At 71.8% G+C, this 19,028-nt stretch carries 18 protein-coding genes and 1 pseudogene; 8 read left to right on the top strand and 11 right to left on the bottom strand.

What is annotated here, in order from left to right; translation table 11 throughout:
• Positions 1-133 precede the first annotated feature (133 nt).
• Together ACH41F_RS38865 and serB are read left to right on the top strand one after the other, a co-directional pair.
• Positions 134-1,993 (top strand): annotated as a pseudogene (locus ACH41F_RS38865) (streptophobe family protein); the annotation flags it as partial.
• A gap of 1,096 nt (positions 1,994-3,089) precedes the next feature.
• Positions 3,090-4,301, top strand: coding sequence for a phosphoserine phosphatase SerB (gene serB / locus ACH41F_RS38860; RefSeq protein WP_398839626.1), 1,212 nt, complete (start codon positions 3,090-3,092; stop codon positions 4,299-4,301).
• Positions 4,302-4,393: 92 nt separating this feature from the next.
• Here serB and ACH41F_RS38855 read toward each other — a convergent pair whose 3' ends face one another.
• The 4 genes from ACH41F_RS38855 to ACH41F_RS38840 form a co-directional block, all read right to left on the bottom strand.
• Positions 4,394-4,912 (bottom strand): SixA phosphatase family protein, encoded by a 519-nt coding sequence (locus ACH41F_RS38855; RefSeq protein ID WP_398839625.1) that lies wholly within the window; start codon positions 4,910-4,912, stop codon positions 4,394-4,396.
• 100 nt (positions 4,913-5,012) lie between these two features.
• Entirely contained in the window at positions 5,013-5,219 is a 207-nt protein-coding gene (locus ACH41F_RS38850; RefSeq protein ID WP_391230523.1) for a hypothetical protein, read from the bottom strand.
• A gap of 185 nt (positions 5,220-5,404) precedes the next feature.
• Positions 5,405-5,521: an SGM_5486 family transporter-associated protein gene (locus ACH41F_RS38845; RefSeq protein WP_095046370.1), complete on the bottom strand. Its 117-nt coding sequence runs from the start codon at positions 5,519-5,521 to the stop codon at positions 5,405-5,407.
• Positions 5,522-5,661: 140 nt separating this feature from the next.
• Positions 5,662-6,945, bottom strand: a complete 1,284-nt coding sequence (locus ACH41F_RS38840; RefSeq protein WP_398839624.1) for a CynX/NimT family MFS transporter — start codon at positions 6,943-6,945, stop codon at positions 5,662-5,664.
• Positions 6,946-7,015: 70 nt separating this feature from the next.
• On the opposite strand from ACH41F_RS38840, the gene ACH41F_RS38835 reads away from it, so the two are divergent.
• Positions 7,016-7,705, top strand: a complete 690-nt coding sequence (locus ACH41F_RS38835) for a FadR/GntR family transcriptional regulator (protein ID WP_398839623.1) — start codon at positions 7,016-7,018, stop codon at positions 7,703-7,705.
• Here the strand turns inward: ACH41F_RS38835 and ACH41F_RS38830 are convergent.
• From ACH41F_RS38830 to fabG, 3 genes are all read right to left on the bottom strand, one after another.
• Positions 7,686-8,033 carry a hypothetical protein gene (locus ACH41F_RS38830; RefSeq protein ID WP_391230516.1) on the bottom strand — a complete coding sequence of 116 codons (348 nt, stop codon included), beginning with the start codon at positions 8,031-8,033 and terminating at the stop codon, positions 7,686-7,688. The genes ACH41F_RS38835 and ACH41F_RS38830 overlap by 20 nt on opposite strands.
• A 234-nt stretch (positions 8,034-8,267) precedes the next feature.
• Entirely contained in the window at positions 8,268-9,044 is a 777-nt protein-coding gene (fabI, locus tag ACH41F_RS38825; protein WP_391230514.1) for an enoyl-ACP reductase FabI, read from the bottom strand.
• 5 nt (positions 9,045-9,049) lie between these two features.
• Entirely contained in the window at positions 9,050-9,769 is a 720-nt protein-coding gene (gene fabG / locus ACH41F_RS38820) for a 3-oxoacyl-[acyl-carrier-protein] reductase (RefSeq protein WP_391230512.1), read from the bottom strand.
• Between the two features lie 240 nt (positions 9,770-10,009).
• On the opposite strand from fabG, the gene ACH41F_RS38815 reads away from it, so the two are divergent.
• From ACH41F_RS38815 to tyrS, 3 genes are all read left to right on the top strand, one after another.
• Positions 10,010-11,533: a TldD/PmbA family protein gene (locus ACH41F_RS38815; protein WP_398839622.1), complete on the top strand. Its 1,524-nt coding sequence runs from the start codon at positions 10,010-10,012 to the stop codon at positions 11,531-11,533.
• An 82-nt stretch (positions 11,534-11,615) separates the two neighbouring features.
• The gene (locus ACH41F_RS38810) at positions 11,616-13,010 is read left to right on the top strand and encodes a metallopeptidase TldD-related protein (protein WP_398839621.1); all 1,395 of its coding nucleotides are present in this window, start codon (positions 11,616-11,618) and stop codon (positions 13,008-13,010) included.
• A 57-nt stretch (positions 13,011-13,067) separates the two neighbouring features.
• Positions 13,068-14,336, top strand: a complete 1,269-nt coding sequence (tyrS, locus tag ACH41F_RS38805) for a tyrosine--tRNA ligase (RefSeq protein WP_391230506.1) — start codon at positions 13,068-13,070, stop codon at positions 14,334-14,336.
• Between the two features lie 81 nt (positions 14,337-14,417).
• Here tyrS and ACH41F_RS38800 read toward each other — a convergent pair whose 3' ends face one another.
• Positions 14,418-14,696, bottom strand: coding sequence for a GlsB/YeaQ/YmgE family stress response membrane protein (locus tag ACH41F_RS38800; protein ID WP_391230504.1), 279 nt, complete (start codon positions 14,694-14,696; stop codon positions 14,418-14,420).
• 244 nt (positions 14,697-14,940) lie between these two features.
• On the opposite strand from ACH41F_RS38800, the gene ACH41F_RS38795 reads away from it, so the two are divergent.
• Both ACH41F_RS38795 and ACH41F_RS38790 read left to right on the top strand, forming a co-directional pair.
• Entirely contained in the window at positions 14,941-15,339 is a 399-nt protein-coding gene (locus ACH41F_RS38795; protein WP_391230502.1) for a DUF3099 domain-containing protein, read from the top strand.
• Positions 15,340-15,554: 215 nt separating this feature from the next.
• A complete protein-coding gene (locus ACH41F_RS38790; RefSeq protein WP_398839620.1) occupies positions 15,555-15,776 on the top strand; it encodes a hypothetical protein in 222 nt (73 codons plus the stop codon).
• A 21-nt stretch (positions 15,777-15,797) separates the two neighbouring features.
• Here ACH41F_RS38790 and moaA read toward each other — a convergent pair whose 3' ends face one another.
• The 3 genes from moaA to ACH41F_RS38775 form a co-directional block, all read right to left on the bottom strand.
• Positions 15,798-16,787, bottom strand: coding sequence for a GTP 3',8-cyclase MoaA (gene moaA / locus ACH41F_RS38785; RefSeq protein ID WP_398839619.1), 990 nt, complete (start codon positions 16,785-16,787; stop codon positions 15,798-15,800).
• 144 nt (positions 16,788-16,931) lie between these two features.
• Positions 16,932-18,551 (bottom strand): sodium/solute symporter, encoded by a 1,620-nt coding sequence (locus tag ACH41F_RS38780; RefSeq protein ID WP_391230496.1) that lies wholly within the window; start codon positions 18,549-18,551, stop codon positions 16,932-16,934.
• Positions 18,548-18,904: a DUF485 domain-containing protein gene (locus ACH41F_RS38775; RefSeq protein ID WP_391230494.1), complete on the bottom strand. Its 357-nt coding sequence runs from the start codon at positions 18,902-18,904 to the stop codon at positions 18,548-18,550. The genes ACH41F_RS38780 and ACH41F_RS38775 overlap by 4 nt, the downstream gene beginning before the upstream one ends.
• Positions 18,905-19,028: the final 124 nt, after the last annotated feature.

Below are 19,028 nucleotides of genomic sequence, written 5' to 3'. Positions count from 1 at the left end.
CGGGCCTTGTGAAGACCACGCGTACCCGCTTCGACCGGTTCCGTTGACGGGGTTGAAACCGACCCGGAGAGTGGTAATCCACGCGAGAGGGACATGCGCGGCGACCGCCGCACCGCGGATCGGGGGGTCTGCCATGAGCGCGTCCATGGGGTTCGAGACGACGAAGCACGGCGCGAAGCTGCCGTGGGGGGACATCCTCCTCTCCGCGATCGCCGCCGTGAGCTGGGCGTTGATCGGAATGGCGGGCGTCGCGGCGCTCGGACTGCACCTGCTGGAGGCGGACGCGACCGCCTCGCTCGGCCCGATGACCGCGGCGCTGGTGGCCCTGGGGGCGGGTGGGGCGGTGACACCGTCTGGTGATGTGTCCGCGTTCGGCCTGACCGGGGCGCAGGCGGCGACGGCCATCGAGATCACGCCACTCGGCGTAAGTCTGGTCGGAGCGCTCCTTTTGTCCTGGTTCTTCCTACGGTCCCTGCGGGCGGCCGGAGTTGTCGTCGCGCCGGCCGAACTGCTGGTCCGCGCGGGTGCGGTGGTCGTGTTGTTCGTGACCATGCTGGGCGGGCTGGCCTGGGCGGGTCACGACGTCATCACGATCGACGGCGGCGCGCTCGGCCTCGACGAGCTGCCCGGCGGGGGCGGTGGCGGGGGGCTGGAGATCCCCGGGCTCGGTGACGTCGGCGACATCGGCGGGCTGCTCCCGGACCAGGTCGGCGACCTGGTCGACGCGCAGGCGGCGGTCGGGTTCACGGTCGACACGGTGCCGACGCTGCTCGGCGGTCTCGGCTGGTCGGCCGGCATCCTGCTGATCGCGCTGCTGGCCTCGCGCCGCACGCCCCTGCCGCGTGGCTGGGAAGCGGTGCACCGCGTCGTACGCCCCGCGGTGTCCGCCCTCGTCACGGTCCTGCTGGTCGCGGTGGCGGCGGGGCTCGCGGCGGCGGCGTACGCGTCCGTCGGCGACGCGCATCCGAAGCGGATCGCCGGCGCGGCACTCCTGGGCGCCCCCAACGGCACCTGGCTCGCCATCCCCCTCGGCCTGTTCGTCCCCTGGGACGGCCGGGCGACGGGCCCCCTGACCACCTTCCTCCCCGACCCCCTGGACGACCTCCTGAGCTCCGAGCGCGACCAGTCCGTCTCCCTGTCCCGCCTCGCGGAACTCGACGGACGCGTGTGGCTGCTGGGCATCGCCGCGGCGATGATGATGCTGCTCGCGGGGGTACTGGCCGCGGTGCGGACGCCGGTACGGGGTCCAGGGGCCCTCGGTCTCGCCGGGCGGTGCGCGCTGCGGCTGGGGGTCGTGACGGCACTGGCGTTGCCGTTCCTCGCGTGGCTGACGGACGTGTCCGTGAACGCCTCGCTGTCGGTGTTCGGCGTCGACGCGTTCGGCGCCGGCATCGAACTGCACGGACAACTCGGCACGGCCCTGCTCCTCGGCGCCCTGTGGGGCGCGGCCGCGGGCGCCACCGGAGCGCTGCTCGCGCGGGCGACGGGGGCGGCGGGGAGGTTGGCGGCACCACTGGCGGTGCGGGCGTTGGGGTCGACGCCGGGAGGCGGGGACGGGAGCGGGGGCGGGGGCTGGACGCCGGGTGAGGGGGGTGGGTCGCTGACTGCGGGGGGCGGGCCGCTGGCTGCGGGGGGCATGGGGGGGTATCCGGGGGCGCCGGGGCGGTATCGGGGTGGGGCCGGGGCGGTGCCTGGTGGGTCGGGGGCGGTATCGGGTGGGGCCGGGGCGGTGCCTGGTGGGGCCGGGGCGGGGTCCGGTGGGCCCGGAGCGGTGCCGGGCGGGGCCGGGGCGGTGCCCGGTGGGCCCGGAGCGGGGTCCGGTGGGCCCGGAGCGGTACCGGGCGGGTCCGGAGCGGGGTCCGGTGGGTCCGGAGCTGGGTCCGGTGGGTCCGGAGCGGGGTCCGGTGGGTCCGGAGCGGGGTCCGGTGGCGGGGCGTCTCGGGCGGCGCCGTATCCGGGGGCACCGGGGGGTGCGGGGGGCGAGGTCGACGGGAGGTCTGTCGGTGGGGCGGGCGGTCACCCCGGTTCGCAGGGCTCGGAGTATCCGGGGGCAGGGCGCGAAAAAGGCGCCGGTTCGTCGCGCGGGCGCTCCTCCGGGGCGGGGCCCGGTCGTGGCGGTGCCGGTCCGGGGGACGCGGGCGGCGAGTCCGGGCCGTACACGCCGGGGGCGCCGTACCGGCCACCGAACCCGGACACCAATCCGTATCTGCGGGTGCCGGAAGGGCTGCGGCAACCGGAGGACGCGCGACCATCGGAGGCGCGGGAACCGGAGGACGCGCGACCGTCCGAGGCTCGGGGGCCGGGCCGACCGTTCCCCGGGGGTGCGCGACCGGCGCCCGGCGCCCCGGCGGGGCAGGGACGCCCGCTGTCCGGGGAGCCCCCGGCGCAGAGGGCACGGCCCGCCGATGACGGCCAGCGTGGCGGCGCGGCGCCCCCCGGCAGGGACGCGTGGTTGGCGCGTACCGGGGCCCCGCCGCACGGAGGCACGCGGGCGCCCGATGACGACGGCTCGGTGTCCGGCGAGCAGTCCGACGACTCGCCGCCGAGCGGCGACGACCTGTACGGCGCGCCCACGATGGTGCGGCCCTTCGAGCCACCGCCCCGTTCACCGCGCCGGCCCGGCCGCGGGCGGCGCGGCGGCGACGAGCCCTCCGCGCCGGACGACGGTCCGTTCCCGCCCCCGCCTCCCCCACCGCCACCGCCGGGGCCGCCGAAGCGACGGGGGTGAGCGGCGAGGGCGGCGGAGGGCGGGCGGGGAGCCACGCGCACCCGCGCCCGTCCCTGTCCGGCGACAGCCCGTCCCGCCACCCGGCACACGCCCAGGGCACCCGGACCACCGCGCCAGCCCACCGCCACTGACCAGCGACCATCCGTCCCGCCACCCGGCATGCACCCAGAGCACCCGAACCACCGCGCCAACCCACCCCCACCAGACCGGCCACCACCCCTCCCGCCACCCGGCATGCACCCAGGGCACCCGGACCACCCCGCGCCAACCCACCGCCACCTGAGCGACGCTCATTGTTCGCTGTCCGCCAGGCGGACCTCAGGGGCGGCAGGCGCGGGGGGCCGGATACGGTGGGTGCACCATGAGCGCTTCGCAGACCTCCGACGTCCCCACCCTTCTCGTCAAGATCTTCGGCAAGGACAGGCCGGGCATCACAGCCGGACTCTTCGACACTCTCGCCGCCTACTCCGTCGACGTGGTCGACATCGAGCAGGTCGTCACCCGTGGCCGCATGGTGCTGTGCGCGCTGGTGACCGAGCCGCCGCGCGGGCTGGAGGGTGATCTGCGGGCGACCGTCCACAGCTGGGCGGAGTCGATGAAGATGCAGGCCGAGATCATCTCGGGTCTCGGCGACAACCGGCCCCGTGGGCTCGGCCGTTCGCTGGTCACCGTGCTCGGCCATCCGCTGACCGCGGAGTCGACCGCCGCGATCGCCGCCCGGATCACCAAGGCCGGCGGCAACATCGACCGTATCTTCCGGCTCGCCAAGTACCCGGTGACCGCCGTCGAGTTCGCGGTGTCCGGCGTGGAGACCGGGCCGCTGCGGACCGCGCTGGTGACGGACGCCGCCGCCCTCGGCGTGGACGTCGCCGTCGTCGCGGCGGGGCTGCACCGGCGGGCGCAGCGGCTGGTCGTGATGGACGTGGACTCCACGCTCATCCAGGACGAGGTCATCGAGCTGTTCGCCGCGCACGCCGGGTGCGAGGACAAGGTCGCCGAGGTGACCGCGGCCGCGATGCGCGGGGAGCTGGACTTCGAGCAGTCGCTGCACGCGCGCGTGGCGCTGCTGGCGGGTCTCGACGCCTCGGTGGTCGACAAGGTGCGCACCGAGGTGCGGCTGACCCCCGGCGCGCGCACCCTGATCCGGACGCTCAAGCGTCTCGGGTACCAGGTCGGGGTGGTCTCCGGCGGGTTCACCCAGGTCACCGACGACCTCAAGGAGCGGCTGGGGCTGGACTTCGCCCAGGCCAACACCCTGGAGATCGTCGACGGGAAGCTGACCGGCCGGGTCACCGGCGAGATCGTGGACCGACCGGGCAAGGCGCGGCTGCTGCGCCGCTTCGCCGCCGAGGCGGGGGTGCCGCTGGCGCAGACCGTGGCCATCGGCGACGGCGCCAACGACCTGGACATGCTCAACGCGGCCGGCCTCGGGGTCGCCTTCAACGCCAAGCCGGTGGTGCGGGAGGCCGCGCACACGGCGGTGAACGTGCCGTTCCTGGACACCGTGCTGTATCTGCTGGGCGTGACCCGCGAAGAGGTCGAGGCGGCGGACACCCACGACGAGACCGCCTGAGCCGTCCCGTCCGGCGGACGCCTGTGACAGGCGAGGGGCCCGGCACCGGGGTGGTGCCGGGCCCCTCGCACAGGCTCCTCACATCGATCGGATCATTCGGAGGGGGCCCAGTAGTCGACCAGGGTGGCCACACCCGGCTCCAGGCTCTTCCAGGGGCCGGTGAACGACAGCACGGCGAAGGCGGCGGCCGGGAAGCCGCGGCGGCTCATCCGGTCGCGGGCATCGCCCTCGGACGCACCGCCCAGGATGTCGGCGAGGCCCTGGATGCCCGGGTTGTGGCCGATCAGGACCGCGTTTCGCACGTCGTCGGGGGTCTCGTTGAGCACGGCGATCAGCTCGCCGGGCGAGGCCTCGTAGACCCGCTCCTCGTAGACGGTTTTCGGCCGGTGCTCGAACCCCTGCACGGCGAGCTTCCAGGTCTCGCGGGTCCGGGTCGAGGTGGAGCACAGGGCAAGGTCGAAGGGGATCGCGGTGTCGGCCAGCCTGAGCCCGGCCTCTGCGGCGTCCTTGCGGCCCCGCTCGGCGAGCGGCCGCTCGTGGTCGGTCACCTGGGGCCAGTCGGCTTTCGCATGCCGGAAGAGGACGATCCTGCGGGATTCAGCGACGCTCATACGACCCAGCTTCGCATGAAACAGGCCATGGGGCGCAGGGAGTTGACATGGGGCTTCGCCGCCGTAGGAACACGGTCGCGGGCCGGTCCCGGCGGGGTGTTCAGCGGGTGAACAGCTCCTGCATGCGTTCGAACAGACGGGCGATCACCGGGTCGCCCGCGGCGGCGTGCGCGTCGGACGGGTTCAGGATCAGCGCGAGCAGGGTGACGAAGGCGAGCGTCGGCAACGCGAGGGCCCACCAGGGCAGCCGGATGTCGACGCGCCCCCGGCTCACCGGGCGGGGCGTGGTGTGCGTAGGGGCCGACATGGGTGCCTCCGCGTCTCTTCGAGTGGGCCGGTGATCCGCCGTGCCGCGGTCACGTCTCGAAGGTACGGAAACCCGGGCCCCCAACCCATCCGGTGATCCACCCAGTTGCCCCTGAGACTCACCCCCTAGGGGATGGTGGGGCTACCCCCACCCCCGCCGGCCGGACCCGGCGCGAGGACGGGTGATCAGGGCGACGCGAGCGACGCGATGACGGCGATGATCACGAAGATGGCGAGGAACGCGCCGAAGACGAGCAGCATCTTCTTCTGGCCGTTCTGCGGGTTCGGGTCGAGCACTGGCATACGGCCAGTCTGGCACCCGGGGCCCGCGCCGGGCCCGCCGGGGTGGCGTCAGCGACCGGCCTCGTCCTCGACCGTACGGTCACAGCCCGCGCCGCCCGCGCGCCTACGGTCGTGGCCCGTCCCGCCCGCGCGCGCAGGCGCTAGTGGCCCGCCTCGTCCTCGACCGTCCGGTCGCGGCCCGCGAGGACGCCGACGATCGTCTGCGGGACCATCAGGCCCGCCATGAGGGCGATCGGCAGTCCCCAGCCGCCGCTGTGCTGGTAGAGCACGCCCACCAGGAGCGGGCCGGGGATGGAGATCAGGTAGCCGGTGCTCTGCGCGAACGCGGAGAGCTGGGCGACCCCCGCGCCGGTCCTGGCCCGCATCCCGACCATCGTCAGGGCCAGCGGGAAGGCGCAGTTGGCGATGCCGAGCAGCACGGCCCAGGCCCAGGCGCCCGCGGCGGGCGCGAGGTAGAGGCCGGCGTACCCGACGAGGCCGCAGAGGCCGAGCACCACCACGATCGGGCCCTGGTGCGGGAGCCGGGTCGCCACGCGCGGGATGACGAAGGCGAGCGGTACGCCCATGACCATGGTGACGGCGAGGAGCAGTCCGGCGGTGCTCGCGGACACGCCCGCGTCCCGGAAGATCTGCGCCATCCAGCCCATGGTGATGTAGGCGGCGGTGGCCTGGAGCCCGAAGAACACCGCGAGCGCCCAGGCGGTACGGCTCCGGGTGATCCGCAGCGCGGGGCGCTCCTCACGCGCGGGCGCCTGCTCGGCGGGTTCCGCCCCGCCGCGCCGTACGAACGGGAGCCACGGCAGTACGGCCGCGGCGGCCAGCCCCGCCCACACCGCGAGGCCGGTCTGCCACCGGCCGCCGAGCGCGTCGGTCACAGGTACGGTCACGGCGGCCGCGGAGGCGGTGCCGAGGGCGAGGGCCATCGAGTACAGGCCGGTCATGGAGCCGACGCGGTCCGGGAACCAGCGCTTGACGATGACCGGCATCAGGACGTTGCTGACCGCGATGCCCATGAGGGCGAGGGCGGTGGCGGCCAGCAGACCCGCCGTGGTGCCCGTGTACGGCCGTATGAGCAGGCCCGCGGTGATGGCGGCCATGCCGGCGCAGACCACCGCGCCGGGCCCGAAGCGGCGGGCGAGGCGGGGGGCCGTGACGCCGAAGACGGCGAAGCAGAGCGGGGGCACCGAGGTCAGCAGTCCGGCCACGCTGCCGCTCATGCCGAGGCCGTCGCGGACCTCCTCCAGGAGGGCACCGAGGCTGGTGATGGCGGGGCGGAGGTTGACGGCGGCCAGCACGATGCCGAGCACGAGCAGCCGGGTCGGCCACGCGCGCGTGGCCGTCGTCGGGGGTTCGTTCGTCGCCGAGCTGCGGATGGGTGGGGACGTGCTCGTCCGGGTTTCCTGGCGTGCCATGACACCCATCATAGAATCATGGGATGATTGGTTGTCCATCCCCCGGCAGCCCTGTGCCGCCCGTCCCGTGCGAAGGTGTGCCATGCCTCTGAGCCACCCCCGCCGATCGGCGCTGTCCGAGCAGGTCATCGCCGCGCTGCGGCAGCAGATCACCTCGGGCGAGTGGCCGGTGGGCTCCCGGATCCCGACCGAGCCGGAGCTGGTCGAGCAGCTCGGGGTGGCCCGGAACACGGTCCGCGAGGCCGTCCGCGCCCTCGCGCACAACGGGCTGCTGGACATCCGCCAGGGCTCCGGCACCTACGTCGTGGCGACCAGCGAGCTGGCGGGCGTGATGCACCGCCGCTTCGCCGGCGCCGACCCCCGGCACATCGCCGAGCTGCGCTCCACCCTGGAGTCGGCCGCGGCGAGGCTGGCCGCCGAGCGGCGTACGGAGCGGGACCTCAAGCAGATCGACGCGCTTCTGGCCCGCCGTGAACAGGCGTGGGAGTCGGGCGACAAGGAGGCCTTCGTCACGGCGGACGCGAGCTTCCACCTGGCGGTGGTGGCGGCTTCCCACAACGACGTGATGTCGGCGATGTACGCGGACCTCGGCGAGGTGCTGCGGGACTGGCTGCGCGACGACGTCGGCGAGGAGCTGACCCCCCGGACGCACCTGGACCACTCGGGGCTGGTGGACGCCATCCGCGCGGGTGACCCGGACACGGCCGCGACCCTGGCCGGGAGCTATCCCTTTCAGTGCCGCCCGGGTCTGTTCAACCCCTCTGGTGGCTGACCCACACCGAGCGGACCTCCTTCCAGCAGCGCCCCACCAGCCGTACCGTCTGCGCGGGCCCGGCCTCGACCGGGGCGCCGTCGCTGTCGACGTCCCACCAGCGCTCGCACTCGATGTGCAGCCGGACATGGTCGACGTCGGGATACGGGTTGTGGCAGTACGCGGTCACCCGGGAACCGGTGACCTTGCTGCGGCACGTGGCGCCGAACAGATCCGGGGCCCGGTCCTCACGCGCCTCCACGCGCGCGTGGGGCGACGCGTCGTGCGGCAGGGTCAGCAGAAGGGCCGCGGCGACGGCGGCTGGGGCCAGGCTGCGGGACAGGCGCACAAGGGGACCTCCTCGGCCGTGCTGGGGAGGAAAGCGTGGTGAACGCGTACTCCAGAGTGCCCAGTTGTCCCGCTCCCCCGCCCGATCGGATAGGCCGAACGGGCGACCCCGCGCGAACGGGCCGCGCCCCACCCGAAACGCGAGCCTCGCGTGAACGGAGCCGAGGCCCGCACGAACGGCCGGGGCCCGCACCCCCGAAGGGATGCGGGCCCCGGTCGAGCCTCCGCGGTGGTGTCACGCGCCGATGGCGTGCAGCCCACCGTCCACGTGCACGATCTCGCCCGTGGTCTTCGGGAACCAGTCGCTCAGCAGGGCCACGACGCCCTTGCCGGCCGGCTCCGGGTCCTCCAGCTTCCACTCCAGCGGGGAGCGGCTGTCCCACACGGCCGCCAGCTCGGAGAAGCCGGGGATCGACTTCGCGGCCATGGAGCCGATCGGGCCCGCCGAGATCAGGTTGCAGCGGATGTCGTGCTTGCCCAGGTCACGCGCCATGTAGCGGTTGGTGGCCTCCAGGGCGGCCTTGGCCGGGCCCATCCAGTCGTACTGCGGCCAGGCGAACTGCGCGTCGAAGGTGAGGCCGACGACGGAGCCGCCCTCGGTCATGAGCGGCAGCAGCGCCATGGTCAGCGACTTCAGGGAGAAGGCGGAGACGTGCATGGCGGTGGCCACGGACTCGAACGGCGTGTTCAGGAAGTTGCCGCCGAGCGCGTCCTGCGGCGCGAAGCCGATGGAGTGCACGACACCGTCGAGCCTGTCGCCCAGGTGCTCACGGACCTGGCCCTCCAGGCGGGCCAGGTGCTCGTCGTTGGAGACGTCGAGCTCCAGGACCTTGACCTTCTCCGGCCGGGGGAGCTTCTTGGCGATGCGCTCGGTGAGCGTCGGACGCGGCCACGCGGTGAGGATGATCTCCGCGCCCTGCTCCTGGGCCAGCTTGGCGGTGTGGAAGGCGATGGAGGACTCCATCAGCACACCGGTGATGAGGATCTTCTTGCCCTCGAGGATTCCAGCCATGGCGTTCAGTGACCCATTCCCAGTCCGCCGTCAACCGGGATGACGGCTCCAGTGATGTACGAGGCGTCGTCAGAGGCGAGGAACCGCACCGCCGCGGCGATCTCCTCCGGCTGCGCGTAGCGGCCGAGCGGCACGTGCTTCACGATGCCCTCGCGCTGCTCGTCGGTGAGCACCTTCGTCATGTCGGTGTCGACGAAGCCGGGCGCGACGACGTTGAAGGTGATGTTGCGGGAGCCCAGCTCACGGGCGAGGGAGCGCGCGAAGCCCACCAGGCCGGCCTTGGAGGCGGCGTAGTTGGCCTGGCCGGCACCGCCGAGCAGACCGACGACGGAGGAGATGAGGACGACGCGGCCCTTCTTGGCGCGCAGCATGCCGCGGTTGGCGCGCTTGACGACCCGGAAGGTGCCGGTGAGGTTGGTGTCGAGGACGGACGTGAAGTCCTCCTCCGACATCCGCATCAGGAGCTGGTCCTTGGTGATGCCGGCGTTGGCGACCAGGACCTCGACGGGACCGTGCGCGTCCTCGATCTCCTTGTAGGCCTGCTCCACCTGCTCGGTGTCGGTGATGTCGCACTTGACGGCGAGGCAGCCCAGTTCCGTCAGGGCGGCCGGTGGCTCACCCGAGCGGTATGTGATCGCGACCTTGTCGCCGGCGTCGGCGAAAGCTCGGGCGATGGCGAGGCCGATGCCCCGGTTGCCTCCGGTGACGAGAACCGAGCGGCTCAACGGATCACCCTTTCGATTAGCGGTCTGTACCCGCCGCCCGGCACCTGGATGGCAAGCGGCTTCCCTCGAACCTATCGGGCCGTCCCGGTGGGCGGACATTCGGGCACCGACAGTGGCTCACGGGGCTGTCTGTCGGGTCCCTACAGAAGACGCCGACCGCGCCCGGAAACGTATGGTCCCCGGACCTGCGCACACGACATGATCGAGGTCCACAGGTCACGACAGCAGGGAGATGTCCCGGTGCCTCATTCCATCGACGAAGCCTTCACAGCGCTTCCCCTACGCGCCCTGGCCGACGCCGCGCTGGCACGCGCGCGTGCGCTGGGCGCCGAGCACGCGGACTTCCGCTTCGAGCGGGTGCGCAGCGCGTCCTGGCGGCTCAGGGACGCCAAGCCCGCCGGGTCGTCGGACACGACCGACCTCGGGTACGCGGTCAGGGTCGTGCACGGCGGCACGTGGGGTTTCGCGTCGGGTGTGGACCTGACCATGGACGCGGCGGCGCGGGTCGCCTCCCAGGCCGTGGCGATGGCGAAACTGTCCGCCCAGGTGATCAGGGCGGCCGGTTCGGACGAGCGGGTGGAACTGGCCGACGAGCCGGTGCACGCCGAGAAGACGTGGATCTCGTCGTACGAGATCGATCCGTTCACCGTTCCCGACGAGGAGAAGGCCGGGCTGCTCGCCGACTGGAGTGCGCGGCTGCTGGGGGCGCACGGCGTCAACCACGTCGACGCCTCGCTGCTCACCGTCCATGAGAACAAGTTCTACGCCGACACCGCCGGGACCGTGACCACCCAGCAGCGGGTCCGGCTGCACCCGCAGCTGACCGCCGTGTCGGTCGACGAGTCCAGCGGCGAGTTCGACTCCATGCGCACCATCGCACCGCCGGTCGGCCGCGGCTGGGAGTACCTCACGGGCACCGGCTGGGACTGGGAGGAGGAACTCGCCCGGATCCCGGAGCTGCTCGCCGAGAAGATGCGGGCACCGAGCGTCGAGGCGGGCGTCTACGACCTGGTCGTCGACCCGTCCAACCTGTGGCTGACCATCCACGAGTCCATCGGCCACGCCACCGAGCTGGACCGCGCGCTCGGCTACGAGGCCGCCTACGCCGGTACCTCCTTCGCCACCTTCGACCAGCTCGGCACGCTCCGGTACGGCTCGGAGCTGATGAACGTCACCGGTGACCGCACCGCCGAGCACGGCCTGGCGACCGTCGGCTACGACGACGAGGGCGTCGCGGGCCAGTCCTGGGACCTGGTCAAGGACGGCACGCTCGTCGGGTACCAGCTGGACCGTCGGATCGCGCGGCTGACCGGCTTCGAGCGGTCCAACGGCTGTGCCTTCGCCGACTCCCCCGGTCACGTGCCCGTGCAGCGCATGGCGAACGTGTCGCTGCGGCCGGACCCGGCGGGGATGTCGACCGAGGACCTCATCGGGAGCGTCGACCGGGGCATCTACGTCGTCGGCGACCGGTCCTGGTCGATCGACATGCAGCGCTACAACTTCCAGTTCACCGGACAGCGCTTCTTCAAGATCGAGAACGGCCGTGTCACCGGCCAGCTGCGGGACGTCGCCTACCAGGCGACCACCACCGACTTCTGGGGCTCGATGGCCGCGGTGGGCGGTCCGCAGACGTACGTCCTCGGGGGCGCCTTCAACTGCGGCAAGGCACAGCCCGGGCAGGTCGCGGCGGTGTCGCACGGCTGCCCGTCCGCCCTGTTCCAGGGAGTCAACATCCTCAACACCACGCAGGAGGCCGGTCGATGAGCGTCGACGTCGCAATCGGCTGGGGGTCCGGGGGTCACTCCCCGGGAAAGCACAGTCTCAACACGACACAGGAGGCCGGTCGATGAGTCCTCGTACGAACAAGCCGCACGAGATCGTCGAGCGCGCTCTGGAGCTGTCGCGCGCCGACGGCTGCGTCGTCATCGCCGACGAACAGTCGACCGCGAACCTACGCTGGGCCGGCAACGCGCTCACCACCAACGGTGTCACGCGCACGCGCACCCTCACCGTGATCGCGACGGTGGACGGCAAGGAGGGCACCGCCTCCGGTGTCGTCTCGCGGGCCGCGGTGACCATGGACGAGCTGGAGCCCCTGGTCCGGGCCGCCGAGGCCGCCGCGCGCGGGGCCGCGCCCGCCGAGGACGCCCAGCCGCTCGTCCGGGACGTCCCGGCCTCCCCCGACTTCACGGACGCGCCCGTCGAGACCTCCTCCGCGGTGTTCACCGACTTCGCGCCGGCGCTCGGCGAGTCCTTCGCACGCGCGCGGGCGGGCGGCCGCGAGTTGTACGGCTTCGCCAACCACGAGCTGGTCTCCAGCTACCTCGGTACGTCGACGGGCCTGCGCCTGCGGCACGACCAGCCCAACGGGACGCTGGAGCTGAACGCCAAGTCCCCGGACCGTACGCGCTCGGCGTGGGCCGGCCGTTCCACCCGGGACTTCAAGGACGTCGACCCGGCGGCGCTGGACGCCGAGCTCGCCGTCCGTCTGGGCTGGGCCGAGCGCAAGCACGACCTGCCCGCCGGGCGCTACGAGACGCTGCTGCCGCCGACCGCCGTGGCGGACCTGCTGATCTACCAGATGTGGTCGGCGTCGGGCCGGGACGCGGCCGAGGGCCGGACCGTGTTCTCCAAGCCCGGCGGCGGCACACGGCTCGGCGACCGGCTGACCGAGCTGCCGCTGACGCTGCGCAGCGATCCGAACGAGCCGGGCCTGGAGTCCGCGCCCTTCGTGCTCACGCACTCCTCCGGCGGCGACTCGTCGGTGTTCGACAACGGACTGCCGCTGACGGCCACCGAGTGGATGCGGGCGGGTGAGCTGAGCAGCCTGCTGACCAGCCGGCACAGCGCCGGTCTGACCGGGCTGCCGGTGGCGCCGGGCATCGACAACCTCATCCTGGACGGTGGCGAGGACCGCTCCCTGGAGGAGATGGTCGCGCACACCGAGCGCGGGCTGCTGCTGACCTGCCTGTGGTACATCCGCGAGGTCGACCCGGCCACGCTCCTGCTGACCGGCCTGACCCGCGACGGCGTGTATCTGGTCGAGAACGGCGAGGTGACCGGGGAGGTCAACAACTTCCGGTTCAACGAGTCGCCGGTGGACCTGCTGGGCCGGGCGACCGAGGCCGGGCGCACCGAAAAGACGCTGCCGAGGGAGTGGAGCGACTGGTTCACTAGGGCTGCGATGCCGGCGCTGAGGGTGCCGGACTTCAATATGAGCTCTGTCAGTCGGGGCGTATAACCTCGTAGCCGGGTGTCACTCGACCACCTGAAGATCATCCAAGGAGACGCGAGAACCGTGACGGACATCGTCGACGAGCTGAAGTGGCGTGGGCTGATCGCCCTCTCCACTGACGAGGACGCATTGCGCAAGGCGTTCGCGGACGGCCCCGTCACGTTCTATTGCGGGTTCGACCCGACCGCGCCCAGCCTGCACCTCGGCAACCTCGTGCAGATCCTCACGATGCGCAGGATCCAGCAGGCGGGCAACCGTCCGCTGGGACTGGTGGGCGGGGCCACGGGTCTGATCGGCGACCCGAAGCCGACCGCGGAGCGCACGCTGAACGCGCCGGAGGTCGTGGCCCAGTGGGTGGAGCGGCTCCGCGCGCAGATCGCCCCGCTGCTGGACTTCGAGGGGCCGAACGCCGCGGTCATGGTCAACAACCTGGACTGGACCCAGGGGTTGTCGGCGATCGAGTTCCTGCGGGACGTGGGCAAGCACTTCCGGGTCAACAAGATGATCGCCAAGGAGGCCGTCGCCCGGCGGCTCAACTCCGACGCGGGCATCGGCTACACCGAGTTCAGCTACCAGATCCTCCAGGGCATGGACTTCCTGGAGCTGTTCCGCAGGCATGGCTGCACGTTGCAGACCGGCGGCAGCGACCAGTGGGGCAACCTCACCTCGGGCACCGACCTGATCCACCGGGTCGAGCCCGACGCCGTGGTGCACGCGCTGGCCACACCGCTGATCACCAAGGCCGACGGCACCAAGTTCGGCAAGACGGAGTCCGGCACGGTCTGGCTGGACCCGGAGATGACCACGCCGTACGCCTTCTACCAGTTCTGGCTGAACGCGGACGACCGGGACGTCTCCAAGTTCCTGCGGATCTTCAGCTTCAAGTCCCGTGAGGAGATCGAGGAGCTGGAGAAGGCGACCGAGGAGCGTCCGCAGGCCCGTGCCGCCCAGCGTGCGCTGGCCGAGGAGCTGACGACGCTGGTGCACGGCGCCGACCAGACGGCCGCGGTGATCGCCGCGTCCCGCGCCCTCTTCGGGCAGGGCGAGCTGGCGGAGCTGGACGACAGGACGCTGACGGCGGCCCTGTCCGAGGTGCCGCATGTCCAGGTAGCCGAGCTCGCTCCCGTGGTGGACCTGCTCGCCGAGGTCGGCCTGGTGGCCAGCAAGTCGGCCGCGCGGCGCACCGTGAAGGAGGGCGGGGCCTACGTGAACAACGTGAAGGTCGCGGCCGAGGACGCGGTGCCCGCCAAGGAGGACCTGCTGCACGGCAGGTGGCTGGTGCTGCGGCGCGGGAAGAAGAACCTCGCCGCCGTCGAGGTCACCGGCGCGTAGCACGCCGCCGGGGCGCGGAGTCCCGCGGAGCGCGGCTCTCGCCGTGGTCCGCGGGACTCCGCGCCCCTGGGCACGTCGCGGTCAGGTGCGTTGCTTCTTCTTGCCCAGCGTCGCCATGTACAGCATGTCTCCGACGCCCACGATCACGATCGCGGCGATGAGCTGGAAGGCGTGCCGGCTCCAGTCGATGCCGGAGGTCTCGTCGACGCCCGCCGCGCGTGCGATCGCGTTGCCGACGATGGCGCCGATCATGCCGAAGATGGTCGTCAACCACAGGGGACTGTGCTGCTTTCCGGGGAGGATCGCCTTCGCGATCAGGCCCAGCACGAATCCCACGATGATCGCCCACAACCAGCCCATGGCTGCCTCCTAGTCGGCTCGACGTGTGAGCATTACGCCCAGTGTCGGCCCATGTGCGCTACGACGCATGTCGAGGAAGCCGTACGCGCCGCGGCGCAGACCGTTCGCCCGGGAGTCGGGCGCCCCGGTCTCGTGGGCGGCGCAGGCGCGGCGTACCGTAGGACGTGTCCGGGCCCGGTTCCTGTGCCGGGGCGGCATGGGTACGGGCCGGGGAGAGTCCGATGCGGGCGGATGGTGGAATGTGATGCGGAAGCAGCATGCGGCAGGCAACGCCCAGGTTTTCCGGATCACCGGTGCCCGCGCGGGGCTGCACGACGACGTACGCGCCCGGCAGCGGCGGTACGTGATCTCGATGTCGGTGCGGACGCTGTCGGTCGTCCTCGCCGCCTCGCTCTGGAACGTCGAACGGCACGTCGCGATCGTGGCGTTGGTGCTCGGCGCGATCCTCCCCTACATCTCGGTGGTGATCGCCAACGCCGGGCGGGAGAACGCGCCGTCGCTGCCGTCGACGTTCGTGACCGCGCCGATGCGGCCGATGCTCGCTCCGCCGGGGGTTCGGCAGCCGTCCGCGGAATCGTTCCCGGAAGACGGTCCGGCCGATGCGGCGGCGGGTGTCCGGGGTGAACCGCGCGAGCGGACGTGACCTCGGCGGAGGGTCCGGATCCGGTCGTCATCTCCGCGCCAAGCTCAAGAAAAGCTCAGATCAATCATGTTGTTCCAGTGCCGGGCAACGGGTTACCCGTGACATACTTCCTACGCGCTCCGCATCCCCCGTCGGAGCGACAGACCGACGCCGGGCAGCTCCCCCCGTGGCTGCTCGGCGTCGCCTTGTTCAGCGCGCTTTTGTGAGACGAACCAGTGAGTGACGAGACCACCCCGATCTGCTCAGCCAAGGGCTGCCGTGCCGACGCGGTGTGGGTCCTCGCCTGGAACAACCCGAAGATCCACACGCCGGAGCGCCGGAAGACCTGGCTGGCGTGCGACGAACACCGGGAGCATCTCTCCCAGTTCCTCGGGGTGCGGGGGTTCCTGAAGGACGTGGTGGAGCTCAAGGACTGGCAGGCCCCGGACGGCGCCTAGGCCGGTCCCAGTGCCACGGCATCAGCCGCCGATCGCCGACATCGGGCGGTCCGGCTGCACGAACGACGGGTCGTCCAGGCCCGCGCCCGCCTTCTTGCCCCACATCGCCGTCTTCCAGAGGCGGGCGATCTCCTCGTCCGGGGCTCCCGAGCGCAGGGCCGCGCGCAGGTCCGTCTCCTCCGTCGCGAACAGGCAGGTGCGCACCTGGCCGTCGGCCGTGAGGCGGGTGCGGTCGCAGGCCGCGCAGAACGGGCGGGTGACCGAGGCGATGACGCCCACGACATGCGGGCCGCCGTCCACGATCCAGCGTTCCGCCGGGGCCGAGCCGCGCTTGTCGGAGCCCTCTTCCGTCAGCTCGAAGCGGGTGCGCAGGGAGGTGAGGATGTCGCCCGCGGTGATCATGCCGTCGCGCTTCCAGCCGTGCTGGGCGTCCAGGGGCATCTGCTCGATGAACCGCAGTTCGTAGTCGTGCTCCACCGCCCAGGCCAGTAGGTCGGGGGCCTCGTCCTCGTTCAGGCCCGGCATCAGGACCGAGTTGACCTTCACCGGGGTCAGGCCCGCCTCACGGGCCGCGTACAGGCCCTCGATGACGTCCTTGTGGCGGTCCCGGCGGGTGAGGGTCTTGAAGACGTCGGGGCGCAGGGTGTCCAGGGAGACGTTGACCCGGTCCAGGCCGGCCGCCTTCAGGGCGGTCGCGGTGCGCTTGAGGCCGATGCCGTTGGTCGTCAGGGACATCTGGGGGCGCGGCTCCAGGGCGGCGACCCGCTCCACGATGCCCACCAGGCCCGGGCGCAGCAGGGGCTCGCCCCCGGTGAAGCGGACCTCCTCGATGCCGAGGGAGGTGACCGCGATGTCGATCAGGCGGACGATCTCGTCGTCCGTGAGCAGATCGGGCTTGGCGAGCCACTGCAGGCCCTCCTCGGGCATGCAGTACGTACAGCGCAGGTTGCACCGGTCGGTCAGGGACACTCGCAGGTCGGTGGCCACTCGGCCGTAGGTGTCGATGAGCACGTGGGCCCCCTCCCTCGTCGCGGCATTCGGTTTCCGTCACTTGCGAGCCTACGTGACCGCACTGACATCGACAGGTCCCGATCCCACGAGGTAGGACACGGCCGCGTCGTAGGGACCTACGACGCGGCCGCTCGGTGGATCGTCCTAGTGGGCGCCGGTGCCGGTCAGGGACCGGACCTCCAGCTCGGCGTACTTGGCGACGTCGGGCTCCTCCTTGGACAGGACGGTGCCGAGCCAGCCCATCGCGAAGCCGAACGGGATGGAGATGATGCCCGGGTTCTTCAGCGGGAAGTACGCGAAGTCGACGTCCGGGAACATCGCCTTCGGGTCGCCGGAGACGACGGGCGAGAACAGCACCAGGCCGACGGCGACGATCAGACCGCCGTAGATCGACCACAGGGCGCCCTGGGTGGTGAACCTCTTCCAGAACAGGCTGTAGAGGATGGTCGGCAGGTTGGCGGAGGCGGCGACCGCGAAGGCCAGCGCGACCAGGCCGGCCACGTTGAGGTCGCGGGCGAGGGCGCCGAGGCCGATGGAGACGATGCCGATGAAGACGGTCGCCCAGCGGGCCGCGCGCACCTCCTCCTTGCCGGAGGCCTGGCCCTTGCGGATGACGTTGGCGTAGATGTCGTGCGCGAAGGACGACGAGGACGCCAGGGTCAGACCGGCGACCACGGCGAGGATCGTCGCGAAGGCCACCGCGGAGATCGTGGCCAGCAGGATCGCGCCCCATGCCGAGTCGACGCCGCCCAGGTGCAGGGCGAGCAGCGGGGCCGCGGTGTTGCCGGACGGGTTGGAGTCGGTGATCTCCTTCTGGTCGATCAGTGCGGCGGCGCCGAAGCCGAGCGCGATCGTCATCAGGTAGAAGCCGCCGATGATGCCGATGGCCCAGTTCACGGACTTACGGGCGGCCTTGGCGTTGGGCACCGTGTAGAAGCGGATCAGGATGTGCGGCAGACCGGCGGTGCCGAGCACCAGGGCGATGCCGAGCGAGATGAAGTCCAGCTTGGAGGTGCCGGTGGCGCCGTACTGGAGGCCGGGCTCCAGGAACGCGGAGCCCTTGCCGCTCTTCTCGGCGGCCGTGCCGAGCAGATCGGAGATGTTGAAGTTGAACTTCAGCAGCACCAGGAAGGTGATCAGGATCGTGCCGCTGATGAGCAGGACGGCCTTGACCATCTGGACCCAGGTGGTGCCCTTCATGCCGCCGATGGAGACGTACACGATCATCAGCAGGCCGACCAGGGCGACGATGGCGATCTTGCCCCCGTCGGAGGTGATGCCGAGCAGCAGCGAGACGAGGACGCCGGCGCCGGCCATCTGGGCCAGCAGGTAGAAGATCGAGACGACGATGGTGGAGGTGCCGGCCGCGGTGCGGACCGGGCGTTGCCGCATGCGGTACGCCAGCACGTCGCCCATGGTGTAGCGGCCGGAGTTCCGCAGCGGCTCGGCGACCAGGAGCAGCGCCACCAGCCAGGCGACCAGGAAGCCGATGGAGTACAGGAAGCCGTCGTAGCCGAAGAGGGCGATGGCGCCGGCGATACCGAGGAACGACGCGGCCGACATGTAGTCGCCGGAGACCGCGAGGCCGTTCTGGAAGGCGCTGAACTGGCGTCCGCCGGCGTAGAAGTCGGCGGCGTCCTTGGTCTGGCGGCCCGCCCAGACGGTGATGACGAGGGTCGCGACGACGAACACCGCGAAGAGGCTGATGATCAGCGGCCGGTGCTCGCCGGCCTCGCCGGCTGCCAGTGTGATCGCGGGGCTCATGCGCCGCCCTCCATCCGGGACTTGATGGCCTCGGCCTTGGGGTCGAGCTTCGCGGCGGCGTGCCGCGAGTACCACCAGGCGATGAGGAACGTGGTGAGGAACTGGGCGATGCCGAGGACGAAGGCGACGTTGATGTTGCCGAACAGCTTGGTGCCCATGAAGTCGCCCGCGAAGTTCGAGAGCAGGACGTACAGCAGGTACCAGGCGATGAAGCCCACGGTCAGGGGGAAGGCGAAGGAGCGGTAGGAGCGGCGCAGTTCAGCGAACTCAGCGCTCTCATGCACCGCCGTGAACTCCTCGGGGCTGGGGAGTCGGTGGTGCTCTTTCGAGGGGGGCGGTGCGTCGGTAGCCACGGAGTCTCCTCGCGTTGCGGGCGCTGGTGCCACGGTGGACGGGGACGGATCGGGGTCCGGGGGCGGACTGGGTACGGCGGACATGTGGCGGCTCTGTTCCTCGGGGTTGCCAGGGGGCTCGATC

The sequence above is a fragment of the Streptomyces sp. NPDC020489 genome (assembly GCF_044386545.1).
In the GTDB taxonomy this organism is placed as follows: Bacteria; Actinomycetota; Actinomycetes; order Streptomycetales; family Streptomycetaceae; genus Streptomyces.
This window is presented reverse-complemented; position numbering and strand designations above follow the sequence as displayed.